Annotated in this window: 17 protein-coding genes, 1 tRNA gene and 2 pseudogenes; 15 read left to right on the forward strand and 5 right to left on the reverse strand. The window is 62.6% G+C overall.

Annotated elements, in window-relative coordinates; genetic code table 11:
• Nucleotides 1–36 precede the first annotated feature (36 nt).
• The 3 genes from PKKP23_RS21455 (at nt 37) to PKKP23_RS21465 (ending at nt 2567) form a co-directional block, all read left to right on the forward strand.
• Nucleotides 37–402, forward strand: a complete 366-nt coding sequence (locus PKKP23_RS21455) for a DUF4212 domain-containing protein (RefSeq protein ID WP_033351366.1) — start codon at nt 37–39, stop codon at nt 400–402.
• The gene (locus PKKP23_RS21460; protein ID WP_017776239.1) at nt 399–2417 is read left to right on the forward strand and encodes a sodium:solute symporter family protein; all 2019 of its coding nucleotides are present in this window, start codon (nt 399–401) and stop codon (nt 2415–2417) included. The genes PKKP23_RS21455 and PKKP23_RS21460 overlap by 4 nt, the downstream gene beginning before the upstream one ends.
• Nucleotides 2418–2476: 59 nt before the next feature.
• Nucleotides 2477–2567: transfer RNA gene (locus PKKP23_RS21465), tRNA-Ser, on the forward strand.
• 193 nt (nt 2568–2760) lie between these two features.
• On the opposite strand, the pseudogene PKKP23_RS21470 reads toward PKKP23_RS21465, so the two are convergent.
• The 3 genes and pseudogenes from PKKP23_RS21470 to PKKP23_RS21480 form a co-directional block, all read right to left on the reverse strand.
• A pseudogene (locus PKKP23_RS21470) lies at nt 2761–3072 on the reverse strand (immunity 52 family protein); the annotation flags it as partial.
• A complete protein-coding gene (locus PKKP23_RS21475; protein WP_161978127.1) occupies nt 3002–3526 on the reverse strand; it encodes a ketopantoate reductase family protein in 525 nt (174 codons plus the stop codon). The pseudogene PKKP23_RS21470 and the gene PKKP23_RS21475, both read right to left, overlap by 71 nt.
• A 30-nt stretch (nt 3527–3556) precedes the next feature.
• The gene (locus tag PKKP23_RS21480; protein ID WP_126878343.1) at nt 3557–4792 is read right to left on the reverse strand and encodes a citrate/2-methylcitrate synthase; all 1236 of its coding nucleotides are present in this window, start codon (nt 4790–4792) and stop codon (nt 3557–3559) included.
• A 268-nt stretch (nt 4793–5060) separates the two neighbouring features.
• Between PKKP23_RS21480 and PKKP23_RS21485 the strand changes: the two genes are divergently transcribed.
• The 4 genes from PKKP23_RS21485 to PKKP23_RS21500 are packed head-to-tail and all read left to right on the forward strand — an operon-like array spanning nt 5061 to nt 8667.
• A complete protein-coding gene (locus PKKP23_RS21485; RefSeq protein ID WP_126878344.1) occupies nt 5061–6185 on the forward strand; it encodes a cupin domain-containing protein in 1125 nt (374 codons plus the stop codon).
• 25 nt (nt 6186–6210) lie between these two features.
• Nucleotides 6211–7104, forward strand: coding sequence for a 4-hydroxy-tetrahydrodipicolinate synthase (gene dapA, locus PKKP23_RS21490; protein WP_126878345.1), 894 nt, complete (start codon nt 6211–6213; stop codon nt 7102–7104).
• 11 nt (nt 7105–7115) lie between these two features.
• A complete protein-coding gene (locus tag PKKP23_RS21495) occupies nt 7116–7670 on the forward strand; it encodes a carboxymuconolactone decarboxylase family protein (RefSeq protein ID WP_126878346.1) in 555 nt (184 codons plus the stop codon).
• Nucleotide 7671: 1 nt separating this feature from the next.
• On the forward strand, nt 7672–8667 hold the full coding sequence (locus PKKP23_RS21500; RefSeq protein ID WP_126878347.1) for an ornithine cyclodeaminase family protein: 996 nt from the start codon (nt 7672–7674) through the stop codon (nt 8665–8667).
• A 9-nt stretch (nt 8668–8676) separates the two neighbouring features.
• Here PKKP23_RS21500 and PKKP23_RS21505 read toward each other — a convergent pair whose 3' ends face one another.
• On the reverse strand, nt 8677–9174 hold the full coding sequence (locus tag PKKP23_RS21505; protein ID WP_017776262.1) for a MarR family winged helix-turn-helix transcriptional regulator: 498 nt from the start codon (nt 9172–9174) through the stop codon (nt 8677–8679).
• 137 nt (nt 9175–9311) lie between these two features.
• On the opposite strand from PKKP23_RS21505, the gene PKKP23_RS21510 reads away from it, so the two are divergent.
• The 8 genes and pseudogenes from PKKP23_RS21510 to PKKP23_RS34590 form a co-directional block, all read left to right on the forward strand.
• Nucleotides 9312–10151 carry a p-hydroxycinnamoyl CoA hydratase/lyase gene (locus PKKP23_RS21510; protein WP_126878348.1) on the forward strand — a complete coding sequence of 280 codons (840 nt, stop codon included), beginning with the start codon at nt 9312–9314 and terminating at the stop codon, nt 10149–10151.
• Between the two features lie 29 nt (nt 10152–10180).
• The gene (locus tag PKKP23_RS21515) at nt 10181–10663 is read left to right on the forward strand and encodes a MaoC/PaaZ C-terminal domain-containing protein (RefSeq protein WP_126878349.1); all 483 of its coding nucleotides are present in this window, start codon (nt 10181–10183) and stop codon (nt 10661–10663) included.
• Nucleotides 10635–12185 (forward strand): AMP-binding protein, encoded by a 1551-nt coding sequence (locus PKKP23_RS21520; protein WP_126878350.1) that lies wholly within the window; start codon nt 10635–10637, stop codon nt 12183–12185. The genes PKKP23_RS21515 and PKKP23_RS21520 overlap by 29 nt, the downstream gene beginning before the upstream one ends.
• Before the next feature lie 132 nt (nt 12186–12317).
• Nucleotides 12318–13691, forward strand: coding sequence for an MFS transporter (locus PKKP23_RS21525; protein ID WP_126878351.1), 1374 nt, complete (start codon nt 12318–12320; stop codon nt 13689–13691).
• Nucleotides 13692–13731: 40 nt separating this feature from the next.
• Complete coding sequence (locus tag PKKP23_RS21530; protein ID WP_126878352.1) at nt 13732–15237, forward strand: aldehyde dehydrogenase family protein; 1506 nt, start codon at nt 13732–13734, stop codon at nt 15235–15237.
• Between the two features lie 104 nt (nt 15238–15341).
• Nucleotides 15342–16466 carry a porin gene (locus PKKP23_RS21535; RefSeq protein ID WP_126878353.1) on the forward strand — a complete coding sequence of 375 codons (1125 nt, stop codon included), beginning with the start codon at nt 15342–15344 and terminating at the stop codon, nt 16464–16466.
• Between the two features lie 64 nt (nt 16467–16530).
• Complete coding sequence (locus tag PKKP23_RS21540) at nt 16531–17373, forward strand: alpha/beta fold hydrolase (RefSeq protein WP_240659086.1); 843 nt, start codon at nt 16531–16533, stop codon at nt 17371–17373.
• Between the two features lie 216 nt (nt 17374–17589).
• Nucleotides 17590–17763, forward strand: a pseudogene (locus PKKP23_RS34590) (Arm DNA-binding domain-containing protein); the annotation flags it as partial.
• Nucleotides 17764–17814: 51 nt separating this feature from the next.
• Here PKKP23_RS34590 and PKKP23_RS21550 read toward each other — a convergent pair.
• Entirely contained in the window at nt 17815–19836 is a 2022-nt protein-coding gene (locus PKKP23_RS21550) for a methyl-accepting chemotaxis protein (RefSeq protein WP_240659087.1), read from the reverse strand.
• Between the last annotated feature and the right edge of the window lie 69 nt (nt 19837–19905).

The raw sequence follows: 19905 nt of genomic DNA on the forward strand, positions 1-19905 counted from the left end.
GATTGCCTGCGCAGCGCGTTTTTGCTACATAGGCGCATGACCGCGCCGCACCTCTCTTCCCGAACCCCGATCAATCCCTTGCCCGAGCCGCCTGTGGTCACGCAGGCCATGGCGCGCGCGCATCGCCGTTACTGGCGCTTCAACGTCGCGCTGATCGCGGTGCTGATGACGATCGGTTTTCTCGTCTCTTTCGTCGTGCCGCTCGTGGCGCCCCGTGTTGCCGATGTGCGTTTTGCGGGCTTCAGCCTGCCGTTCTATCTGGGGGCGCAGGGTGCCATTCTCGTGTACCTGGCGCTCATCGCCATCTACATCGTGTTGATGCAGCGCGCGGACCGCGTGCTGCTGACCACCCTCAACGAAGAGGCCGCTGCGCTGGCCGGTCAACGCCAGCCCAGCGCATGAAGCTCGTCCATCGACTCATTCGCTCCTACGCGCTCTATACGGTCGGCTTTCTCGCCTTCATCTACGCGCTGTGGCGCGTCGAGTTGACGACCGGGCCCGGCATGTGGATCGGCTACGTGTTCCTGTTCGTGCCGATTGCCGTCTATGCCGTGATCGGTCTGCTGTCGCGCACGTCGGACCTCGTCGAGTACTACGTCGCAGGGCGGCGCGTGCCGTCCGTGTTCAACGGCATGGCCACGGCGGCCGACTGGCTGTCGGCGGCGTCGTTTATCGGCCTTGCGGGATCGATCTACGCCACCGGCTACGACGGCCTCGCGTACATGATGGGCTGGACCGGCGGCTACTGCCTCGTGGCCTTTCTGCTGGCGCCCTACGTGCGCAAGCTGGCGCGCTACACGATTCCCGACTTTCTCGGCACGCGCTTTTCCAGCAACCTCGTGCGCGGGCTCGCCGCGGCAGCCGCGATTCTGTGCTCGTTCGTCTATCTCGTCGCGCAGATCCAGGGCGTAGGACTCATCGCGACGCGCTTCATCGGCGTGGACTTCGCGATCGGCATCTTCTGCGGGCTCGCGGGCATTCTGGTGTGTTCGTTTCTGGGCGGCATGCGCGCGGTGACGTGGACGCAGGTCGCGCAGTACATCATTTTGATCGCTGCGATCCTCATTCCTGTCTCGCTGATTGCCCACAAGGACGGGCTCGGCTGGGTCCCGCAGTTCAACTACGGGCGGCTCATGGCACGTGTGGAAGGCCTCGAGCAGAACGTGCGCGATGCGCGCGGCGAAGAGAGCGTGCGCGAACAGTACCGGCTCGACGCGCAGCAATGGCAGACGAAGCTCGACACGCTGCCGCAGTCGTACGTGAAAGAGCGTGGCCGGATCGTCGATGAACTCAACGACCTGCGCCGCCACAACGGACCGCTGCGGCAGATCGATGCCCGCGAGCGCGCGCTCGCGGCGTTCCCACGCGACGCCGACGCCGCACGCGTCGTGTGGACCCGCAATCGCGACGACCTGCTCGCGCGGGCCGCGGCCCCCGTGCCGATGCGCGAGCCGTTTCCCGCCGCCACCGACGAAGAGCGCCGCACGCACGAGCGCAATTTCCTCGCGCTGCTGCTGTGCCTGTCGCTCGGCACCGCGAGCCTGCCGCACATTCTCACGCGTTACAACACGACCACGTCGGTGGCATCGGCGCGCCGCTCGGTGGGCTGGACGCTCGTGTTCGTCGCGCTTTTCTATCTGACGGTGCCGGTGCTGGCCGTGCTGATCAAGTACGAGATCTTGACCAGTCTTGTCGGTCATCGATTCGCGGATCTGCCGCGCTGGGTGATCGAATGGCATCGCGTGGAGCCATATCTGATCAGCGTGATCGACGTGAACGGCGACGGCTTCGTGCGATGGAGCGAGATCCATATGCAGCCCGACATGGTGGTGCTCGCGGCGCCCGAGATCGCGGGGTTGCCGTACGTGATGTCGGGACTCATTGCGGCGGGCGCGCTGGCCGCCGCGCTTTCGACCGCGGACGGCCTGCTGCTCACGATCGCGAACGCGCTTTCGCACGATGTCTACTACCACATGGTGGCGCCGCGTGCGTCGAGCCAGCGGCGCGTGACGATATCGAAGATCCTGCTGCTCGGCGTGGCGCTGTTCGCGTCGTGGGTGGCCTCGCTCAACACGGGCAACATTCTGTTTCTCGTGGGGGCGGCGTTTTCGCTCGCGGCGTCGAGCCTCTTTCCCGTGCTCGTGCTGGGCGTGTTCTGGAAGCGCACGACCCGGCTGGGCGCAGTGGCGGGCATGGTGGCGGGGCTCGCCGTCTGCGTCTACTACATCGTTGCGACCTATCCGTTCTTCACTCAACTGACGGGGTTCGTGGGGGCACGATGGTTCGGCATCGAGCCGATCAGCTCTGGCGTATTCGGCGTGCCGGCCGGCTTCCTCGTGGCCATCGCGGTGAGCCTGCTGGACCGCAAACCAGACGCTTACACGGTGGCGCTGGTGGACTACATCCGGCATCCGTGAAGGGCGCGCGACGCCCTTTGTGCCGGGCGCCAGGACTCTGCTATAATTCGCCTCCCGCCGGAGAGATGGATGAGCGGTTTAAGTCGCACGCCTGGAAAGCGTGTATAGGTTAATAGCCTATCGGGGGTTCGAATCCCCCTCTCTCCGCCAGAATTTGGCGGAAAACCCCGCAAAGTCAAAATGACTTGCGGGGTTTTTTGTTTTGTGACCCATCATCGAGCCCGGATTCGCCTCCCGGCTGAATGTCGCACCTGCGGTCGTTGGTAGGGACAGATTGCAGTTGGGGCTGGTGGTCACTCAGGATCGTCTCGGCAATGAACCACGGCCCCCGTGCCATCGCCCATTAGATATCCGCGTAGGCCGGTAGCAAGTCCTGAGCGACCAACGGGATTTCAATGCGGTTCGCCACCTCGACATGCTCAGGTCTGTCCACGGAAAACAGAGCGTCCGTCACGCTGACGATGATCGTCCCAATTTGCTTCCCGTCCTCGCCCTTCACAGGAATTAGCGCTCGCGCCTCCGGAACCTGCTGAATGGTGATTTTCCGAGGCAGGTAGATCATCCAGCCGACACCGGGCTTGTCATCAAACACCTGTCTCGGTGAATACTTGCGCGGTGCAGCTGTTACGTACGCGGGTGCATAGCTGACCACTACAGCTTGCCAGTTGAGGGTTCGACATCGTCGTGACCATGCCCAGGCCATCCACGCGAAAGCGTAGCCGTTGATCCACCAGAAAAGCTGTCATATTTGGAAATCCGAAAGCGAAACGTTGTGCGCCTACGATGGATCGATAGGGTTCGATGCCTTGGAACATATTGAACATCAGCAGGATGGTGTTCGCACGGCTTGCGGATAGTGCCGGCCGTAGCGGCGCGAGTTGGCGTTCGGGACCGGTGACGATTGCTAGATCGTAGGGTGTAGTCGAATCGAGCAAGGACACGACCTCGATCGGAGCGCGTCGCCCGTCGATGGTTATGATTGCGCCGTCGCGAGCCAGGGCGTCAAAGCGCGCACCGCGTGCCAAGACAGTGAGATCATGGCCGGCTTGGGCAAGGCAGAAGGCCACGGTGCTTCCGATCCGCCCCGCGCCAATCACGATGATTTTCACGAGTGTTGATTTCCACAAGCAAATCGCGCGTCACAGGCGCGCGCCCGAAATGTACTTCGCGCGCGGGCGCAGTAGAAACGCCTGCGAGCGTTGTTCGAGCACATGCGCCACCCATCCGGCCGTGCGGCTGACGATCCACAGGGCGGTCGCGGTGCCGTCCGGCAAGCCGAGCGCACGCGCCAGCGTCACGAGCGCGATCGCGACGCCGGGATGCATGCCGAGCTTCTGCTTCACGAGATCGAGAAAATCGAGCGTCGGCCGGGTCGCTGGCGTCGCGTGGCGCAGCGCGCGCACCTGTTCGAGAATCAGATTGGCGCGCGCGTCGCCGTCGGGATAGAGTGGGTGGTTGAAGCCGAACAGGCTCGCGCCGTACTCGCGCACGAGTTGCAGACGCGCGGCAACCTCGCCTGCAGCGATGTCGCGCAGCAGCAGCGTTTCGACTTTTTCGGTGGCGGTGCCCGTCGAAAAGCCGACGTGCGAGCCGATCGCCGCAGCGAGGCAGTTGAACAGGTCCGCATGCGTCGAAGCCGCCACGCGCGCGGCGAACGTGGCGGGCGCCAGTTCGTTGTCAGCGAGCACGGTGAGCGCGCCGTTGATCGCGAACAGTGCGTCCGGTGTGCGCTTTCCGCCCGCCGCGCGCAGCAGATGCGCGGCGAGACTTTCGCCCGGATCGCGCGCGATGAAGGCTCGCTTACGGCTCAGAAAACCAAGGCATCCGGCCATGGTCTGCATCGACAGACGCGCGCACTGAACCGCGCTGCCGTCGGAGATTTCGGCCGCGCCGCGTCCTTGCATCGCGAGCGCGAGCGGCACCATGCCGAGCAGATTCGCGATGTCTCCGGCACGCAGTTTTCCGGCATACGCATGAAAGAGCGGCAGCACGTCTGACGGCGTGTCGAGCGTGCTCCATGCGGTGACGCCGTCCTGCCAGATGCCCGTCATCAGCAATTGCGACACGGATTCGAACGACGCGCCCGCCTTCGCCAGGTCAACAGCCGAACGGTTGCGATACGCCGGGCCTTCCGGCGTGATATGCGTGACGGCCGACGCGAGCACCGGCTCACCCCAGCGCATCGTCGATTCGGCCGACACCGCGCGCGGCGTGCGCCCGCGCTTGCGGCTCCCGACCCGCTCGACGTCCGCGCGCACGTACAGGCTCCGCCGCCCGTCGTCGTGCGGCGCCGTGCCTATCAGCCCACGGCTTACGTACGAATACAGCGTGCCCGGCTTGATCCGCAAGCGGTCGAGCACTTCTTCCCGGGTCATCAAATCTCTGGGCGCCATCGATCAATCTAATCAACATAAATAGGGATTCCCGAATCTTAGCCGACGCGGCGGGCTTTTGAAGCGGAATCGTGACCGGCCTGGTGGCCTAAGCCAGCCGGCCGGGCTACCAGTTGCAGCATCGCGTCGATTTTATATTGATTTGAAATATCAATCTTGATCGCCAAAATCGGTGAGGGTAATTTTCGACTCGAAATCAACTGTTGCGCGCAACACGACGATGCGCGCGGCGCTTTGAGGAGACTGCACGATGCATGAACTGAGACGCGAATTCGCGCCCGCGCAAGCAAGTTTTGTCGATCAGACGGGACAGCGCGCACGCGAAAACCACTACTGGGCGCCCGTGATCATGAGCCGCGAACAGATCGACGCGGAAGTTGAACGCCTCGCGTCGCTGCCGAAGCCCGCCGACGGCCACCGCCAATCACTGATCGTGCACCCGTCGGCACGTGAGGGATCGTTGGGTCTTGCGCCGGGCATTCGGGTGTCGCTTCAGGTGCTGTTGCCGGGCGAGTCGACCGAGCCTATGCGCCACAACGCGACGGAAGTGAACTTCTGCATCCGCGGCGGCGGCTCGACGCGCGTCGCTGGCCGCACGATCGGCTTCAAACAGTACGACGTTTGGAACCACCCGGCTTTCGTTGCGTATTCGCATACCAACGACACGAGTGACGTGCAGGTGCGCCTCGTCTATTCGAACATTCCGCTGCTGCAGCACATGGAAGTCTACGTGTGCGAGTTCGGCGTCGAACTCGAAGCGCCGCCCGAAACCATGACGATGCATGCGAGCGACGATCCCAAGCACCGCAATCCGTTCGGCACTTTTCCAATCGGCGAGGACGGCGGTCTGTTGATGCCGTATGAAACGTTGATCAATCCGCAAGTCGTTGAATCCACACCGCTGCATTTTCCGTGGCAGCAAGTGAAAGCCGAACTCGACAAGCTCGAAGCACTCGGCGCGGACTACGTCGGACGGCGTCTGTACATGATGTACAACCCCGTCACCGGCCGCACCAACGGCATCACGCCGAACTTCTTCGCAACGATGACCATCCGCCCGCCGAAGATCGCCGATCGTCCGCATCGGCATGTGTCTGCGGCGATCAACTATTACTTCTCCGGCAGCGGCTACAGCATGGTTGTGGGCAATCGCTACGAGTGGAAAGCGGGCGATCTGATGCTCTCCGCGCCCGGCTGGGCCGTGCACAACCACGCGTCCTACGACGACTACGTGTACGAACTGACGATTCAGGATCAGCCGCTCAACATCTACATGCAGTCGCTGTTGTGGCAGGAAAGCCTGAAGGAACCGCCCGCGCTGCTCGGCACGCAAACGGGGTTTTCGACCAACCGCTCCAGCGCGAAAGCGGCCTGATTTCATTGTCGAGGAAAGCAAAATCATGCGTGAGCTCTCATGGCTGAAGGGATCGATTACGCCGATCGTCACGCCGTTCCAGAAGGATCAGGTCGATTACGACACGTACGCGAAACTGATCGACTGGCAGATCGTCAATGGCGGGCACGGCGTGCTCGTCAACGGCACGACGGCCGAACCGAGCGTGTTGAGCGTCGAAGAACGCAATCGCCTCGTCGACGTCGCGATCGAAGCAGCGCAGGGTCGCGTGCCCGTGCTCGCTGCGACGGGCTCGCAATCGCATGCGGAAACCGTCGCACTCACCGAACACGCGGATAAAGCGGGTGTCGACGGCATGCTGGTGGTGACGCCGTACTACATCCGTCCGCCACAGCGCGGACTCGTCGAGTATTACGTCGATATCGGCAGGCGCACCGACAAGCCGCTGCTGATCTATCACATTCCGGGCCGCGCGGCCGTCAATATGGAACTCGCCACCGTAAAGGCGATCCGCGAGCGTGTGCCGAATCTCGTCGGCATGAAGCACGCGGTCAACGACATGGGCTTCGTTACGCATATGCTCGACGCGTTCGGTGACGATTGGCGCGTGTTCGTCGGGCTCGAAGAGTTGAGCTTTCCGATGCTAGCGGTGGGCGCGTGCGGGCTGATGAACGCGGTCGGCAACCTCGCGCCGCGCAAGGTCGCCGATCTCGTCGAAGCGGTCGAGCGCAACGATTACGCGACCGCGCGCAAGCTGCATTTCGCGCTGTTCGAGCTGAACCAGTCGGTGTTCTACGACACGAACCCGATCCCGATCAAATACATGATGAAGCGCATGGGTCTGCTGCGCGAGAATGATCATCGTCTGCCGATGATGCCCGCGACCCGCGAACTCGAAGCGCGTCTCGACGGCGTGCTCGATCGCGCCGGTCTGATCTGATGGAGACGACGATGAGCGAGCGAATTCCCCGCCTGGAAATGTCCGACATGCGCGCCGATCTCGCCGCGTATCTGACGCCGCGCGTCGAGCGTTTGCGTTATCTCGGCGAACTGTTCAAGTGCGCGGGCAACGCGCCCGACGTCACGCTGACCTTCATGCATTTCACCGATGCGCTGAAGGATGCGCTGCCGGATCGCCTGACCGAACTCGGTGCGCTGACGGTTGCGAGTTTCATGGAGAACCGCTATGAGCGGCATCAACACGAACGGTTAAGCGAGAAACTCGGTTTCGCGCGCGAGTGGATTGCGGAGATCAAGCGGCTCGAGCCATCGACATCGACGGCGTTGAATGACATTGATCGAGCCGCGCAAGCGTATGCGCTCAAGGCGCTGCGCACGCGTGGGCTCGACGCGCAGGTTGAATTCGACGCATTTGCCGCGCTCGTCACGCCCGCCGAGGCGATGGCGTTCGTGTTGCTGATCGGCCGTTACGTCACGCATGCGATCGCGGTCAATACGCTGGGTCTGCAGCCGCCCGTGCCGTCGATTTTCGACAAGGAAAGCTGATATGTCAGAACCGGTCTGGATTTCGGAGCAACAGGTTGTCGCGATGATGAACCTGTCTGGCGCGATCGCGGCGCTGGAAACGGGCCTCGCGCAACAGGCGAGCGGTGCGGCGACCAACATGAGCAAGACGCATGTTGCGTGGGGACACAGCAATCTTCACGCGATTGGTGCGGCGTTTCCGCGGGCGCGCATGATCGGCACGAAGACCTGGGCGCACACGGACGGCGGCGCGTGTCCGCTGCTGGTTCTCTTCGATAGTGAAAACGGTCAGTTGCGCGCGATCGTCGAAGCGTTCGCGCTCGGACAGATGCGCACGGGCGGCATTTCAGGTGTCGCGACGAAATGGCTCGCGCAGCCGGACGCCGATGTGTTTGCGTTGATCGGTACGGGCAAGCAGGCGATCTCGCAGCTTGCGGCCGTCGCGGCGGTGCGGAAGCTGAAACTCGCGCGTGTGTTCAGTCCTACGGCCGACAAGCGGCGCGCGTTTGTCGACAAGGCGCGCGCGAAGTTTACGAGCATCGAAATCGTCGAGGCGAAGTCTGTGGAAGAGGCCGTCGCCAATGCACCGATCGTTACTACGGTCACGCGCGCGACGGAAGCGTTTCTGTCCGCGTCGGCGCTAGCGCGTGGGACGCACGTGAACGCGGTCGGTGCGATCACGAGCGACCGCGTCGAGCTCGCCGACGACGTGTTCGCGCGTTGCACGAAAGCGGTCGTCGACGACGCCGGCACGGCGCGGCGTCTGTCAACGGAATACATTCGCGCGTTTTCCACGGGGAAAAACGAAGCCGACGGCTGGAGCCGTGTGCTGCCGCTGTGCGACGTCGTCGCGAAACGAATCGCGCGCGATGCGGACGATGATCTGACGATCTTCAAGGCGATGGGAATGGGTGTTTCCGATCTGGCGCTCGGCATGCGGCTCGTCGAACTGGCGCGCGACCGTGGACTCGGCGAGCCGCTGCCGCAACCTCGCCGCGAAGCACCGCGGCTCGATTGAGTGGCCGATTCAGCGGTCGTAGAGGCGCTGCATCAGCTTGCCAAGCAGGGCGACTTCGGCTTCGGTGAGATTCGCGGTCCATGCGGCTTCGTACGCCTCCAGTTCCGCGTCGAGCCGCGCGAGCGCTTCGCGGCCCGCTTTCGTCAGCACGAGGAACTGATTGCGTTTGTCCGATTCGTCGGTGGCGCGCCCGACATAATTGAGGCCTTCGAGGCGTGACATGCTGCGCACCAGGTTGGTCCGCTGCACGTGCAGGGTATCGGCGATGGCGGTCTGCGTGACGCCGTCGTTCGTTTCGAGCAGCGCGAGGATGCAGTAATCGACGGGACGAATGCCGTGCTGGTCGAACACGGGTTCGAGTAGCGCGTTCTTGAAGTTTTCTATCTGGCGGATGTGATAGCCGAGGCGGCGCTGCAGGAATCGCTGATCGAGCGTGGCACTGCTCCAGCCGCCTGGAGTCAGCGCTTTGGTATTCAGCGTGACGTCGAGGTTGTCGTCGGAAGGCATGGGTGAGTCTGTCCTGAAGCGGTCGATAGAAGTAGTGGGGCAGTCTAAGTAGAACTACCCATGGAGTGCAAGCAAACGCGTATCTAAGATACGTATCAATGATACATGATCAACGATACCCGTTACCCGGAGAAAACATGAACTACGAAACCTTGCGCGTCGACATCGATAACCGTATCGCCACGATTACGCTGAATCGTCCGAACAAGCGCAATTGTATGAGCCCGCAACTGCATCGCGAGATGACGGATTTGCTGGAGAAGCTGCGCTACGACGACAACGTCGCGGTGCTGGTGTTCACGGGCGCGGGCGAAGCCTTTTGCGCGGGGATGGACCTGAAGGAGTTCTTCTTCGAAACGAAAGATTCGCCCGCGCGCTTCGACGAAATCTTCCGCACCGCGTGCGAATGGCGCGGCCGCACGCTGCGCTACTACCCGAAGACGACGATCGCGATGATCAACGGCTTCTGTTTCGGCGGCGCGTTTTCGATCGTCGAAGGTTGCGATCTCGCGGTCGCTGCGAATAACGCGACGTTCGGCTTGTCCGAAGTGAACTTCAAGCTGTTTCCGGGCGGCACGGTGTCGAAGTCGCTCGCCAATCTGCTGCGTCCGCGCGAAGCACTCTTTTATGCGCTGACGGGCCGTCCGTTCGACGGCACGGAAGCGGCGCGCATCGGCCTGATCAACTACGCGGTGCCCGCGAGCGAATTGCGCACCTTCACGATGGACATCGCGCAGGAGATCGCGCAGAAGGATCTCACTGCGTTGCGCGCAACAAAGGACGGCTATCGCTACGCGCTCGAAATGAGCTGGGACGCGTCGATCAACTACACGCTCGCCAAGCAGGTCGAACTGAAATCCCTGCAGGCGAGCATGGAAAGCGGCGACTGGGTCGAAGCCGGCATCAACGATTTCCTGAAGGGCGAATACAAGCCGGGCCTCGAAACGCATGGCCAGAGCGCGCAGCGCCGTTCGTAACGTCATCGCACGATCACGGAACCGCACGCATGCACCCGACCACCGCCGCCTTCGATGCGCTCACGATCGGTCAGCGCTTTCGCAGCGCAGGCCGCACGCTCACGCCAACGGATCTGTCGTTCAGCTGCATGTTGAGCGGCGACTGGCACCCGATTCACGCGGACTTCGAATATTGCCGCGCCGAAACGGGCGGCGAGCGGCTGCTGCACGGCTCGTTCGGCATCATGCTCGCGATGGGCATGGCCACCATGCTGCCGATGTTCGCCGAACGCGTGATTGGTGCGACGGGGCTGCACGAGTGGCGTTTCGGCAAACCGCTGCGCGTCGGCGACACCGTGCATATCGACGTAATCGTTCATGACAAGCGGATCACGTCGGACGGCGCGCGCGCGATCGTCGAGCGCCGTCTGATTCTGCGCAACCAGCGCGACGACGTGATTCAGGAAGGGACTATCGGCACGATGATCCAACTGGGGACACAGGATGAATCTCGGTCAACTGATCGAACGTAATGCGCGTCTGTTCGGCGCGCAGCCTGCGATCGTCTTCGAAGGCCGCGCGACCACGCATCGCGAGTTTCGCGATCGCGTCGTGCGGCTGATCAATGCGCTCGTTGCGCTCGGCGCGAAGCATCAGGACCGCATCGCGATCCTGTCGCAAAATCGCACCGAATATCTCGAGTGCTACGGCGCGGCGGAACTCGGCGGTTTCGTTGCCGTCGGCGTGAACTACCGGCTGTCGGCGGCCGAACAGCTCGCAGTGCTCGGCGATTGCCAGCCCGCCGTGCTGGTGTTCGAGGCGCAGTATCGCGAGCGCGTCGAAGCGTTTCGCGGCATGCTGCCGGACGTGCGCTTCGTTTGCCTCGACGACGCACCCGCCTGGGCGCAAGCGTACGGAGACCTGCTCGCCGGTGCCGATGCGCATGCACCCGCAACGCGTGCCACCGACGACGACATCGTCTATCTGATGTACACGAGCGGCAGCACGGGCAAACCCAAAGGCGTGATGCTGTCGAACGGCGGGCAGTATCTGCAGGCGGCGAAGCTGGCGCTCGCGCATGCGTCGCAAACCGACGACCGGATGGAAGTGGTGATGCCGCTTTATCACATCGGCGGTCTCACCGAACAGCACGCGTACGCGCTGGTCGGCGCGGTCACGTATTTGCATCGCGCGTTCGACCCACTCGCCGTGCTCATGTCGATCCGCGAGCATCAGTCGACAGCCGCGCATCTCGCGCCGATCATGATCCACCGCATGCTCGATGCAATGGAAACGACGTCGCACGACGTCGCGTCGCTGCGCACGGTCGTGTATGCGTCGGCACCGATGTCGGTGAGTCTGCTGCGGCGCGCGATCGACCGCTTCGGCGCGGTGTTCACGCAGGTCTACGGGATGACGGAAGTGACGATCAGTTCGCTGCTCGCGTGCCAGCACGATCCCTACGGCGGCGAGCTCGCGGCCCAGCGGCTCGCGTCGGGCGGACAGCCGTGTCACGGCGTCGAGGTCCGCATCGTCGATGGCGACGGCAAGGACGCAGCGCCGGGCGAGATCGGCGAAATCTGCATCCGCTCCGATGCGATGTTCAAGGGCTACTGGAACGCGCCGGAAGCCACGCGCTGCGCGTTTTCCGGCGACTGGTTCCATACGGGCGACGTCGGTTATCTCGACGACGACGCGTTCGTGTTTATCGTCGACCGCAAGAAAGACATGATCGTGTCGGGTGGCGAAAACATCTATTCGCGCGAAGTCGAGGAAGCGATCATGCGCCATCCGCAGGTCGCAGAAGCGGCCGTGGTCGGCGTGCCTGACGACGTGTGGGGCGAGTGCGTGAAGGCGTTTGTCGTGTGTCGCGCGAACCAGACGCTCACCGAAGCCGACATTCTCGCGCATTGCCGCACGCTGATCGCGAGCTACAAGAAACCGCGCAGCGTCGAATTCATCGCCGCGCTGCCGCGCAAGCCATCGACCGACAAGGTCGACAAGATGGCGCTGCGCGAAGCGTACTGGCGCGGCCAGGCGCGGCTGGTGTCGTAGCACGGCGAAAGAAGACAGCAGCGAACAACGAGACAGGACGAGACGGACCGGCACGCCTGCGCGCCGGATAGGCAGGCCGAACGAGACCGGCGCTGCGCTTGGCGCGCACACGCCGGCCAACAGGAGACGGACATGGCTTCACGCGACACCCCGATCGACGTTTCGCGGCTGATCAATCAGCACGCGATTTCGAAGTTGCAATACTGGATTTTCGCGGCCTGCTTTCTGGTCGCGGTGCTCGACGGTTTCGATTCGATGGCGATGGGCATCGGCGCGCCGTGGATCGCCGCCGCGCTCAAGCTCGATCACCGGCTGCTCGGACCGGTCTTCTCGGCGTCGCAGGGGGGCTTCGTGATCGGCGCGATGGTGCTCGGGCTGATCGCGGATCGCTGGGGACGCAAGCGCACGCTGGTGCTGTCCGTGGCGATCTTTTCGGTGTTCTCGTTCGTGACCGCGTCGGCGGGATCGTTCGAGGCGTTGTTCGCGTATCGGCTGCTGGTGGGCGTGGGGGTGGGCGGCGCGGCGCCGTGCTTCGTCGGGCTTGCGTGCGAATACGCGCCGGCGAAGACGCGCTCGAACGTGATCGCGTGGATGTGGACGGGCATTCCCGTTGGCGGCATCGCGGGCGGTCTATTCGCCGCCAACGTGATGCCGCTGATGGGTTGGCAGTCACTCTTCATCGTCGGTGGCGTGGTGCCTGGCGCGCTCGCGGTATTGATCGCGCTGACGGTGCCGGAATCGTACACGCGGCTCGCCCGTACGCTGCATTCGACGGAGGCCGTTGGCAAGCTGCGCGGCATCGTCGAACGGCTGGTACCGGGCATCGCGCTGCCGGCCGACGCGCGTTTCGTCGCGGCGCAGGACGCACGCGAGAAAGTGCCCCTCAGCATGCTGTTCTCGCACGGCAACGGTCGCCGCACGGCCGCACTGTGGACCGCGTGCTTCTTCGTCTGGCTCACGCTGACGGCGATGACCGCGTGGTCGCCGTCGCTGCTTAAGATGGCGGGGATGACGCCCGCTCAGACGGGCGTCGCGATGACCATGAGCATGGTCGGCGCGACGCTCGGCACTGTGTTCATGGGCAAGCTGATGCAGTGGCTCGGCGCGTACGCGGCGATCGTCGGATCGCTGGTCGTGGCGGCACTGTCGTCGTCGGCAATCGGCCTCTTCACCGGCGGGTACTGGTTGACGATGATGTTTGTGCTGGTCTTTGGTCTCGCGATCGCCGCAGCCGTCGCCGGACTCGTCGCGATCGCGGCGATGACGTACCCACCGGAACTGCGCTCGACGTCGGTAGGCTCGGCGGTCGGCGTCGGACGCATCGGCTCGTTCATCGGCCCGCTCCTGATCGGCGGCGCGATCGCGATGCAGCGGGGCGCGCGGAGCTCGTTCGTGGCTATGGGGATGACCTCGCTGATCGGCGCCGCCTGCGTCGCGGTGCTCAGCGCCGCGACGCGCCGTGGCCGCAGCGAACCCGCCGCGCCCGCCGACGCGCTCCCGCAATGATTCGACGGTTCCCGAACCTCATGATCCCTGGAGAATCCACATGACGTCCGCTTTCGGCACGCCGCCTGTCCACGATCTCTCGTCGCGTGTCGCGTCGCTCGTCCCTGCGTCGAAGGGGCTGTATTGGGGCGGCGAGTGGCATACACCCGCCGGCGCGCGCATGTTCGACACGATCAATCCATCGACGGGCGCGCGCCTCGGTGCGGCGTTCGAAGCGACTCCGCACGACGTCGATGCCGCAGTCGCTGCCGCGCGCACCGCCTTTCCCGCGTGGGCTGCAACACCGCCGCTCGAGCGCGCGCGTCGCCTGCGCGAAGCCGCTGCGCGCATCCGCGCGAACGCGCTCGATCTCGCGCTGCTCGACGCCGCCAATTGCGGCAATCCGGTCGGCGCGATGCGCGCGGACGCCGAGATTGCCGCGACGCAGCTCGAATACTTCGCTGGTCTCGTGCTGGAAGTGAAAGGCGAAACCTTGCCAACGGGCAACGGCTCGCTGAACTACACGGTGCGTGAGCCGCTCGGCGTCATCGCGCGAATCTTCCCGTTCAATCATCCGTTTATGTTCGCGGCGGGCAAGATCGCGGCGCCGCTCGCGGCGGGCAACACGGTGATCGTCAAGCCTCCCGAGCAGGCGCCGCTGTCCACCGTGCGTCTGATGGAACTACTCGCCGATCTGTTCCCGCCCGGCGTGCTCAACTGTGTGACGGGCGGCCGCGACACGGGCGCGGCGCTTGCCGCGCACCCCGGCATAGCCGCAATTGCATTGATCGGCAGCGTGCCGGCAGGCAAGGCCGTGCTGCACGCTGCCGCTGACACGATGAAGCACGCGCTGCTCGAACTCGGCGGAAAGAACGCGATGATCGTGTTCCCCGACGCCGACTTCGACAAGGCCGTCGCGGGCGCGGCGCGCGGCATGAATTTCACGTGGTGTGGGCAGTCGTGCGGATCGACGAGCCGGTTGTTCGTGGAGGATTCGATTCACGACCGCTTCGTCGAAGCCCTCGCAGTGCGCGTCAAGGACAGTTACGTGCCCGGTCCCGCGACCGATCTGCGCACAACGATGGGCGCGCTCGCGAGCAAAGCACAGTTCGACCGCACGATGCGCTACATCCGCGCGGGCGTCGAAGAGGGTGCGCGGCTCGTGTGCGGCGGCAAACGGCCGGACGACCCGCGGCTCGAGGGCGGCCTGTTCGTTGAGCCGACGATCTTCGCGGATGTGGACGCGTCGATGTCGATCGCGCGCGAGGAAATCTTCGGGCCGGTGCTGTCGGTGATGCGCTGGCGCGATGAAGCGCAGCTGTTCGACGCGGTCAACGCGCTCGAACTTGGCCTGACGGCATCGATCTGGACGACGAGCCTGAAGACCGCGCATCGCGGCGCGGCGCGCGTCGAAGCCGGCTATGTGTGGATCAACGACTGCTCGATCCATATTCCGGGCGCGCCGTTCGGCGGCTACAAGCAATCGGGCATCGGGCGCGAAGAGTCGAAGGAAGAACTGTACGAATTCACGCGCCTGAAGAACGTCAACGTCGCGCTGGCCGACTAGCGGTTTTATCAATGTAGCGAAGCAGTGGTCGGAAAGTCATCAGAGTATTTTTGTTATTTAGTATACCTAATAATATAAAGCAAAAATTATTAAGGAGACGCACAATGAAAAAGATCGTCGCCGCCACAGCCGGCATCCTGTTCTGCCAGCTCGCCGCCGCGCAGAGCAGCGTCACGCTCTACGGGCTGATGTCGGTTGGAATCGAATACGTCGGTGCGGAGAAAGGACACTCGAACATCAAGATGCTGTCGGGTACGATGCAGAACTCGCGCTGGGGCCTGAAAATCCGAGAAGATCTGGGGGGCGGCTACGCGGCGATCGCGCAGCTCGAAAACGGCTTCGATATCACCAGCGGCGCGTTCCAGCAGGGTGGCCGCATGTTCGGGCGGCAGGCCTTCATCGGCTTGTCGTCGAACCAGTTCGGTTCGATCACGTTCGGCCGGCAGTACGACCTGTTTTGGGACGACCTGCAGCAGTTCGAAGCGGCTACTGCGTCCCACAGTCTCGCTGTGCATATCGGCGACAACGACAATGCGTTCGGTGGCTTTCGCTATAACAACTCGGTCAAATATGTGAGCCCTGAGGTTCACGGACTGTCGGTGCAAGGTCTGTATGCGTTCAGCAATCAGGCCGGTTCGTTCGGCGCGAACCGCGCGACCAGCTTCGGCATCAGCTACCAACAGACGAGCTTCCGCGCCGCCGCCGCGTATCTCGACATCGACCGACCGGGCAACGCGATTCCGACAGGCGCCGTCACCGACGACTACGTCGGTGCGCCATTCATCCTGTTCCACACCAGCCCACTTAGTACGGCCATCGGCGTCGAGCGGCAGCGCGAGTTCGGAGCCGGCGGCGCGTACATGTTCGGCCCGGTGACGTGGAACGTGCTGTTCTCGGACGTCCGCTTTCGATATCTCGATCAGACGTCGCTGCACCTCGACAACTACGACACCTCGCTGACATGGCAGGTCACGCCGTCGATCCTGCTCGGTGCATCCTACATCTACACGAACGGCAACTACGGCGGCGTGCCGTCGAACGCCCCGATGCACTGGCAGACCGGCTCGCTGAGTGTGACGTATTCGCTGTCGAAACGCACCGACATCTACGTCTTCAGCGATGCCGTGTGGGCGTACGGCGCGCGGGCGACTGCAGTCACGTGGCTTAATTCGCCGTCGAGAACGAAGCAACAGGTCAACGTAATCGCAGGGATTCGTCAACGTTTTTAAGAAAGTTGGTGTAACCGGGCAATTTTTTTTTGAGAAAGGAATTACTGGTATGCGAAGGCGTTTCATGTTCCTGCTTACGCTCATCGCGCTCCCTTTTGCGTCAGCGGCGGCAGACTTGCATCGGCGCACGATCGCAACAGGCGATGGCGCGATTGAATATCTGGATTGGGGCAGCGGCCCATCGATAGTAATGGTTGCCTCGCTGGGGCGCGGCGCAGAGGATTTTGGGGAAATCGCCTCCGAACTCGCCGACCGAGGTTTTCGCGTGATTGCGCCTCAACCTCGCGGCATCGGGCAGAGCACAAGCCCATCAAATCCGATGACTCTGCACGACTATGCCGCGGACGTCGCGGCGGTAATCGAGCAGACTGGAACAGGGCCTGCTGTGGTTCTCGGCCATGCTTACGGCAACACGGTTGCACGAATGTTAGCTGCGGACCGGCCAGACCTGGTTAGCGGTGTAATTCTCGTCGCCGCATCTGGACGAGCGCCCCTCGACAAAGATGTTCGTGCAGCTATTGCGAAGGCCTCTGATCTATCAGTGCCCGCTGCGCAGCGGCTGCAAAGCCTGGAGGTTGCGTATTTCGCGAAAGGCAACGACGCCAGGGTTTGGCTAGACGGGTGGTATCCGGATCTTCAAAAGCGCCAGTGGAAAGCGTTTAATGCTAGCGAGCCTGATGAATACATCACGGCCGGAGGACGTGTTCCCATTCTCGACATCCAGGGCGAAGAGGATGCGGTGATACCGGGTAGATACTCGCAAGACGTGCGTCGTGAGTTGGGTGAGCGCGTGTCGGTGGTAGTGATTCCACACGCGGGCCATGCGCTGATTCCCGAACAGCCGACTGCGGTAATTAATGCAATTGCCGATTGGCTTCGTTTGCTGCAGCGTTCGTCTAGACCCTGACGACATTCGGCTTGTCGGCAGATGACGTTGAGCGGTGGCGGACCTCGCTCATATCCATCTCATTCAATATTCGGACTCGATAATCTACCGGCAGCGAGATTCGGGCGTGACGGTAGAAATTTTTCCAGAAAGCCAGGCGTGGTGCGGGTTTGCAGGCACATTGAGGGCTCGTGGTTGGTGACGGTAAAGTTGTACCAACCAGGAGAACGAGAATCGATGCTCACGGAGTTTGCACTTCGCAACCTCAAACCCCGCACAGCCTTGTACAAGATCGCCGACCGTGACGGCATGTACGTCGCAGTCTCTCCGGTGGGCACCCTTTCTTTTCGATACGACTACCGCGTTAATGGGCGATGGGAAACGCTGACAATCGACCGCTATGGTCAATCCGCATCGCTCTCTAACTGTGGTCCGAATTAAAACTGGGGAGGGGCAGAATTGCTATGCGATTGCCCGGGCATTTGCGGCGCGTAGGGGCAAAACCTCACTCGCGCACACAGCGAACGGGCGGCTTCGCAGAATCTCGTCGGATACCTTGAATACATCAACCGCATGTTTGAGAAGGCGTGCCTGTTCGTTCATCGCCTCTGAGGCTGCCGATGTCTGCTCAACCAGAGCCGCATTTTGTTGCGTGACTTCATCGAGCCGCACCACCGCCGAATTCACTTGCTCAATACCCTTGTGCTGCTCGGCCGAGGCAGCAGCGATCTCTCCCATCAACTCCGCCACATGGCGTACGGCGGACACCACTTCGTTAATCATACGACCGGCTTCGTCGACCTGTTCCATGCCGGCCGCCACGCGATTCACTGATTCTCCGATCAGCTCTTTGATTTCCTTCGCCGCTGTTGCCGCACGCTGGGCCAAACTGCGCACTTCGCTCGCGACCACTGCGAAGCCGCGTCCCTGTTCACCAGCGCGTGCTGCTTCTACGGCTGCGTTCAGCGCGAGAATATTCGTCTGGAACGCGATGCTTTCGATTGTGCCGGTGATGTTGGCGACTTTCGCGGAACTGCTTGATATGTCGCGCATCGTATGAACCACGCGCCCGACTACTTCGCCGCCGTGCGCAGCGACCTTGCATGCACGCGATGCGAGCACGGTGCCTTGTGTCGCGCTTTCGGTGTTATGACGCACCGTTGCGGTTAGCTGCTCCATGCTCGCCGCGCTTTCCTGCAGTGACGCGGCTTGTTCTTCCGTGCGCGAACTCAGATCGGCGTTGCCTGCCGCAATTTGCCCTGAAGCGCTGGCAATGGTCTGGGCGCCAGTTCGAATCCGGGAAACCATACCAGCAAGGTTACTGTTCATCGCCTTGAGTGATTGCAGCAACTGGCCCGTCTCGTCGACAGTGGTTACCTCGATGCGGCTGGTGAGATCCCCGTCAGCCACGCGGTTCGCTAAGGCAAGGGCACGAGCGAGAGGCCCCGTAATGCGCCGTACCACGATACTGGACAGTCCGATTGCGACGAGAAGCATCAGGATCAGTAGGCCTGACTGGATCAGCATCGCTCGATTCTCGCGGTTTAAGCGCGCGTCCAGTCGGGCCTGAAGACTGTCCAGCGCTCGGGCATTGAGTTCAAAGAGGGGGTCGATTGCAGCCGTGAACGTTTTGACGTAGTCGATTGCCGCGTAGTGCACGGCGCCGGCATTGACGATCTCTCGACTGGCCAGATCCAGCGCCTTGCTGATCGGTGCGTTCGCACGATCCCGCGCCGCTGCGAGTGCGGTCTGGAGTTCGGGCTTCGCCCGGAAGACTTTGTCGAAAGCCTTGCGAAGATCTTCCATCTGGTCCGAGGCTATCTGCGACAGCGAGGCCAGCATGGCCCGATCCGTCGGGCTGGCCTCTCCTCTTGTCAGAATGCCGGCGCCCCTCGACCTTGTCTGGCTCAGCGTTTCGGTGAGCTTCGGCAAGCTCACGAGTGCCGCCCTCACGAGATAGTGCGTTCCCCCCTCGGAATCGAGCGCCAGTCCAGTGTCGTCAAGCAGGAGATCAACGACCGATAGATACTGGCCAATAACGGCCATGTGCCGCACGGCGGATTCCCTGTCGCTGAGCCTGCGCGCATCGACCGCCGCAGCAAGCTCACGCCATTGAGAGGCAGCGCTTTCCCATGCGCGCGCCATATCGGGGGGCAGTCCTTGTGCTTTCAGACGGAGGTCGATCTTGACGAGGGCCTGGTCCACTGCTACCCGTGTCTCTTCGCGAGCCGCGAGGACAGAGTTGTCTCCGCCAAGCATGGTTGCGGATAACGCCCGGTGCCGCAGTGTCAATTGAATCAGCGATAGGAGTCCGCGTGCCGACTCCAGCCCAGCTTGTTCGGTATTGGCGGCGCTGACGGCGTTCAACGATGACATGAACTGGAGGTATGTCGGTACCGCTATGACGGGAAGAATCGCAATTCCCAACACGAGAAGCTTTCGGGCGATAGGCAGGCGATCAATAAACGATGTCATCGATTTCATGATTGCTTCACTTCGGGATTGACTCACGACCTGTTGTTACGCGTCGAAGGCCTGTGCGTTGCCGACGTG

It is taken from the genome of Paraburkholderia kururiensis JCM 10599 = LMG 19447, assembly GCF_003986935.1.
Classification (GTDB): Bacteria; Pseudomonadota; Gammaproteobacteria; order Burkholderiales; family Burkholderiaceae; genus Paraburkholderia; species Paraburkholderia kururiensis.

Bases quoted from the DNA above. Each gene is read 5' to 3' on its own strand.
- PKKP23_RS21520 (WP_126878350.1), top strand. From the start codon at position 10,635: ATGAATCTCGGTCAACTGATCGAACGTAATGCGCGTCTGTTCGGCGCG.
- PKKP23_RS21480 (WP_126878343.1), bottom strand. From the start codon at position 4,792: ATGACCCGGGAAGAAGTGCTCGACCGCTTGCGGATCAAGCCGGGCACG.
- dapA (WP_126878345.1), top strand. From the start codon at position 6,211: ATGCGTGAGCTCTCATGGCTGAAGGGATCGATTACGCCGATCGTCACG.
- PKKP23_RS21535 (WP_126878353.1), top strand. From the start codon at position 15,342: ATGAAAAAGATCGTCGCCGCCACAGCCGGCATCCTGTTCTGCCAGCTC.
- PKKP23_RS21495 (WP_126878346.1), top strand. From the start codon at position 7,116: ATGAGCGAGCGAATTCCCCGCCTGGAAATGTCCGACATGCGCGCCGAT.
- PKKP23_RS21500 (WP_126878347.1), top strand. From the start codon at position 7,672: ATGTCAGAACCGGTCTGGATTTCGGAGCAACAGGTTGTCGCGATGATG.
- PKKP23_RS21530 (WP_126878352.1), top strand. From the start codon at position 13,732: ATGACGTCCGCTTTCGGCACGCCGCCTGTCCACGATCTCTCGTCGCGT.
- PKKP23_RS21550 (WP_240659087.1), bottom strand. From the start codon at position 19,836: ATGAAATCGATGACATCGTTTATTGATCGCCTGCCTATCGCCCGAAAG.
- PKKP23_RS21485 (WP_126878344.1), top strand. From the start codon at position 5,061: ATGCATGAACTGAGACGCGAATTCGCGCCCGCGCAAGCAAGTTTTGTC.
- PKKP23_RS21510 (WP_126878348.1), top strand. From the start codon at position 9,312: ATGAACTACGAAACCTTGCGCGTCGACATCGATAACCGTATCGCCACG.
- PKKP23_RS21455 (WP_033351366.1), top strand. From the start codon at position 37: ATGACCGCGCCGCACCTCTCTTCCCGAACCCCGATCAATCCCTTGCCC.
- PKKP23_RS21505 (WP_017776262.1), bottom strand. From the start codon at position 9,174: ATGCCTTCCGACGACAACCTCGACGTCACGCTGAATACCAAAGCGCTG.
- PKKP23_RS21540 (WP_240659086.1), top strand. From the start codon at position 16,531: ATGTTCCTGCTTACGCTCATCGCGCTCCCTTTTGCGTCAGCGGCGGCA.
- PKKP23_RS21515 (WP_126878349.1), top strand. From the start codon at position 10,181: ATGCACCCGACCACCGCCGCCTTCGATGCGCTCACGATCGGTCAGCGC.
- PKKP23_RS21525 (WP_126878351.1), top strand. From the start codon at position 12,318: ATGGCTTCACGCGACACCCCGATCGACGTTTCGCGGCTGATCAATCAG.
- PKKP23_RS21460 (WP_017776239.1), top strand. From the start codon at position 399: ATGAAGCTCGTCCATCGACTCATTCGCTCCTACGCGCTCTATACGGTC.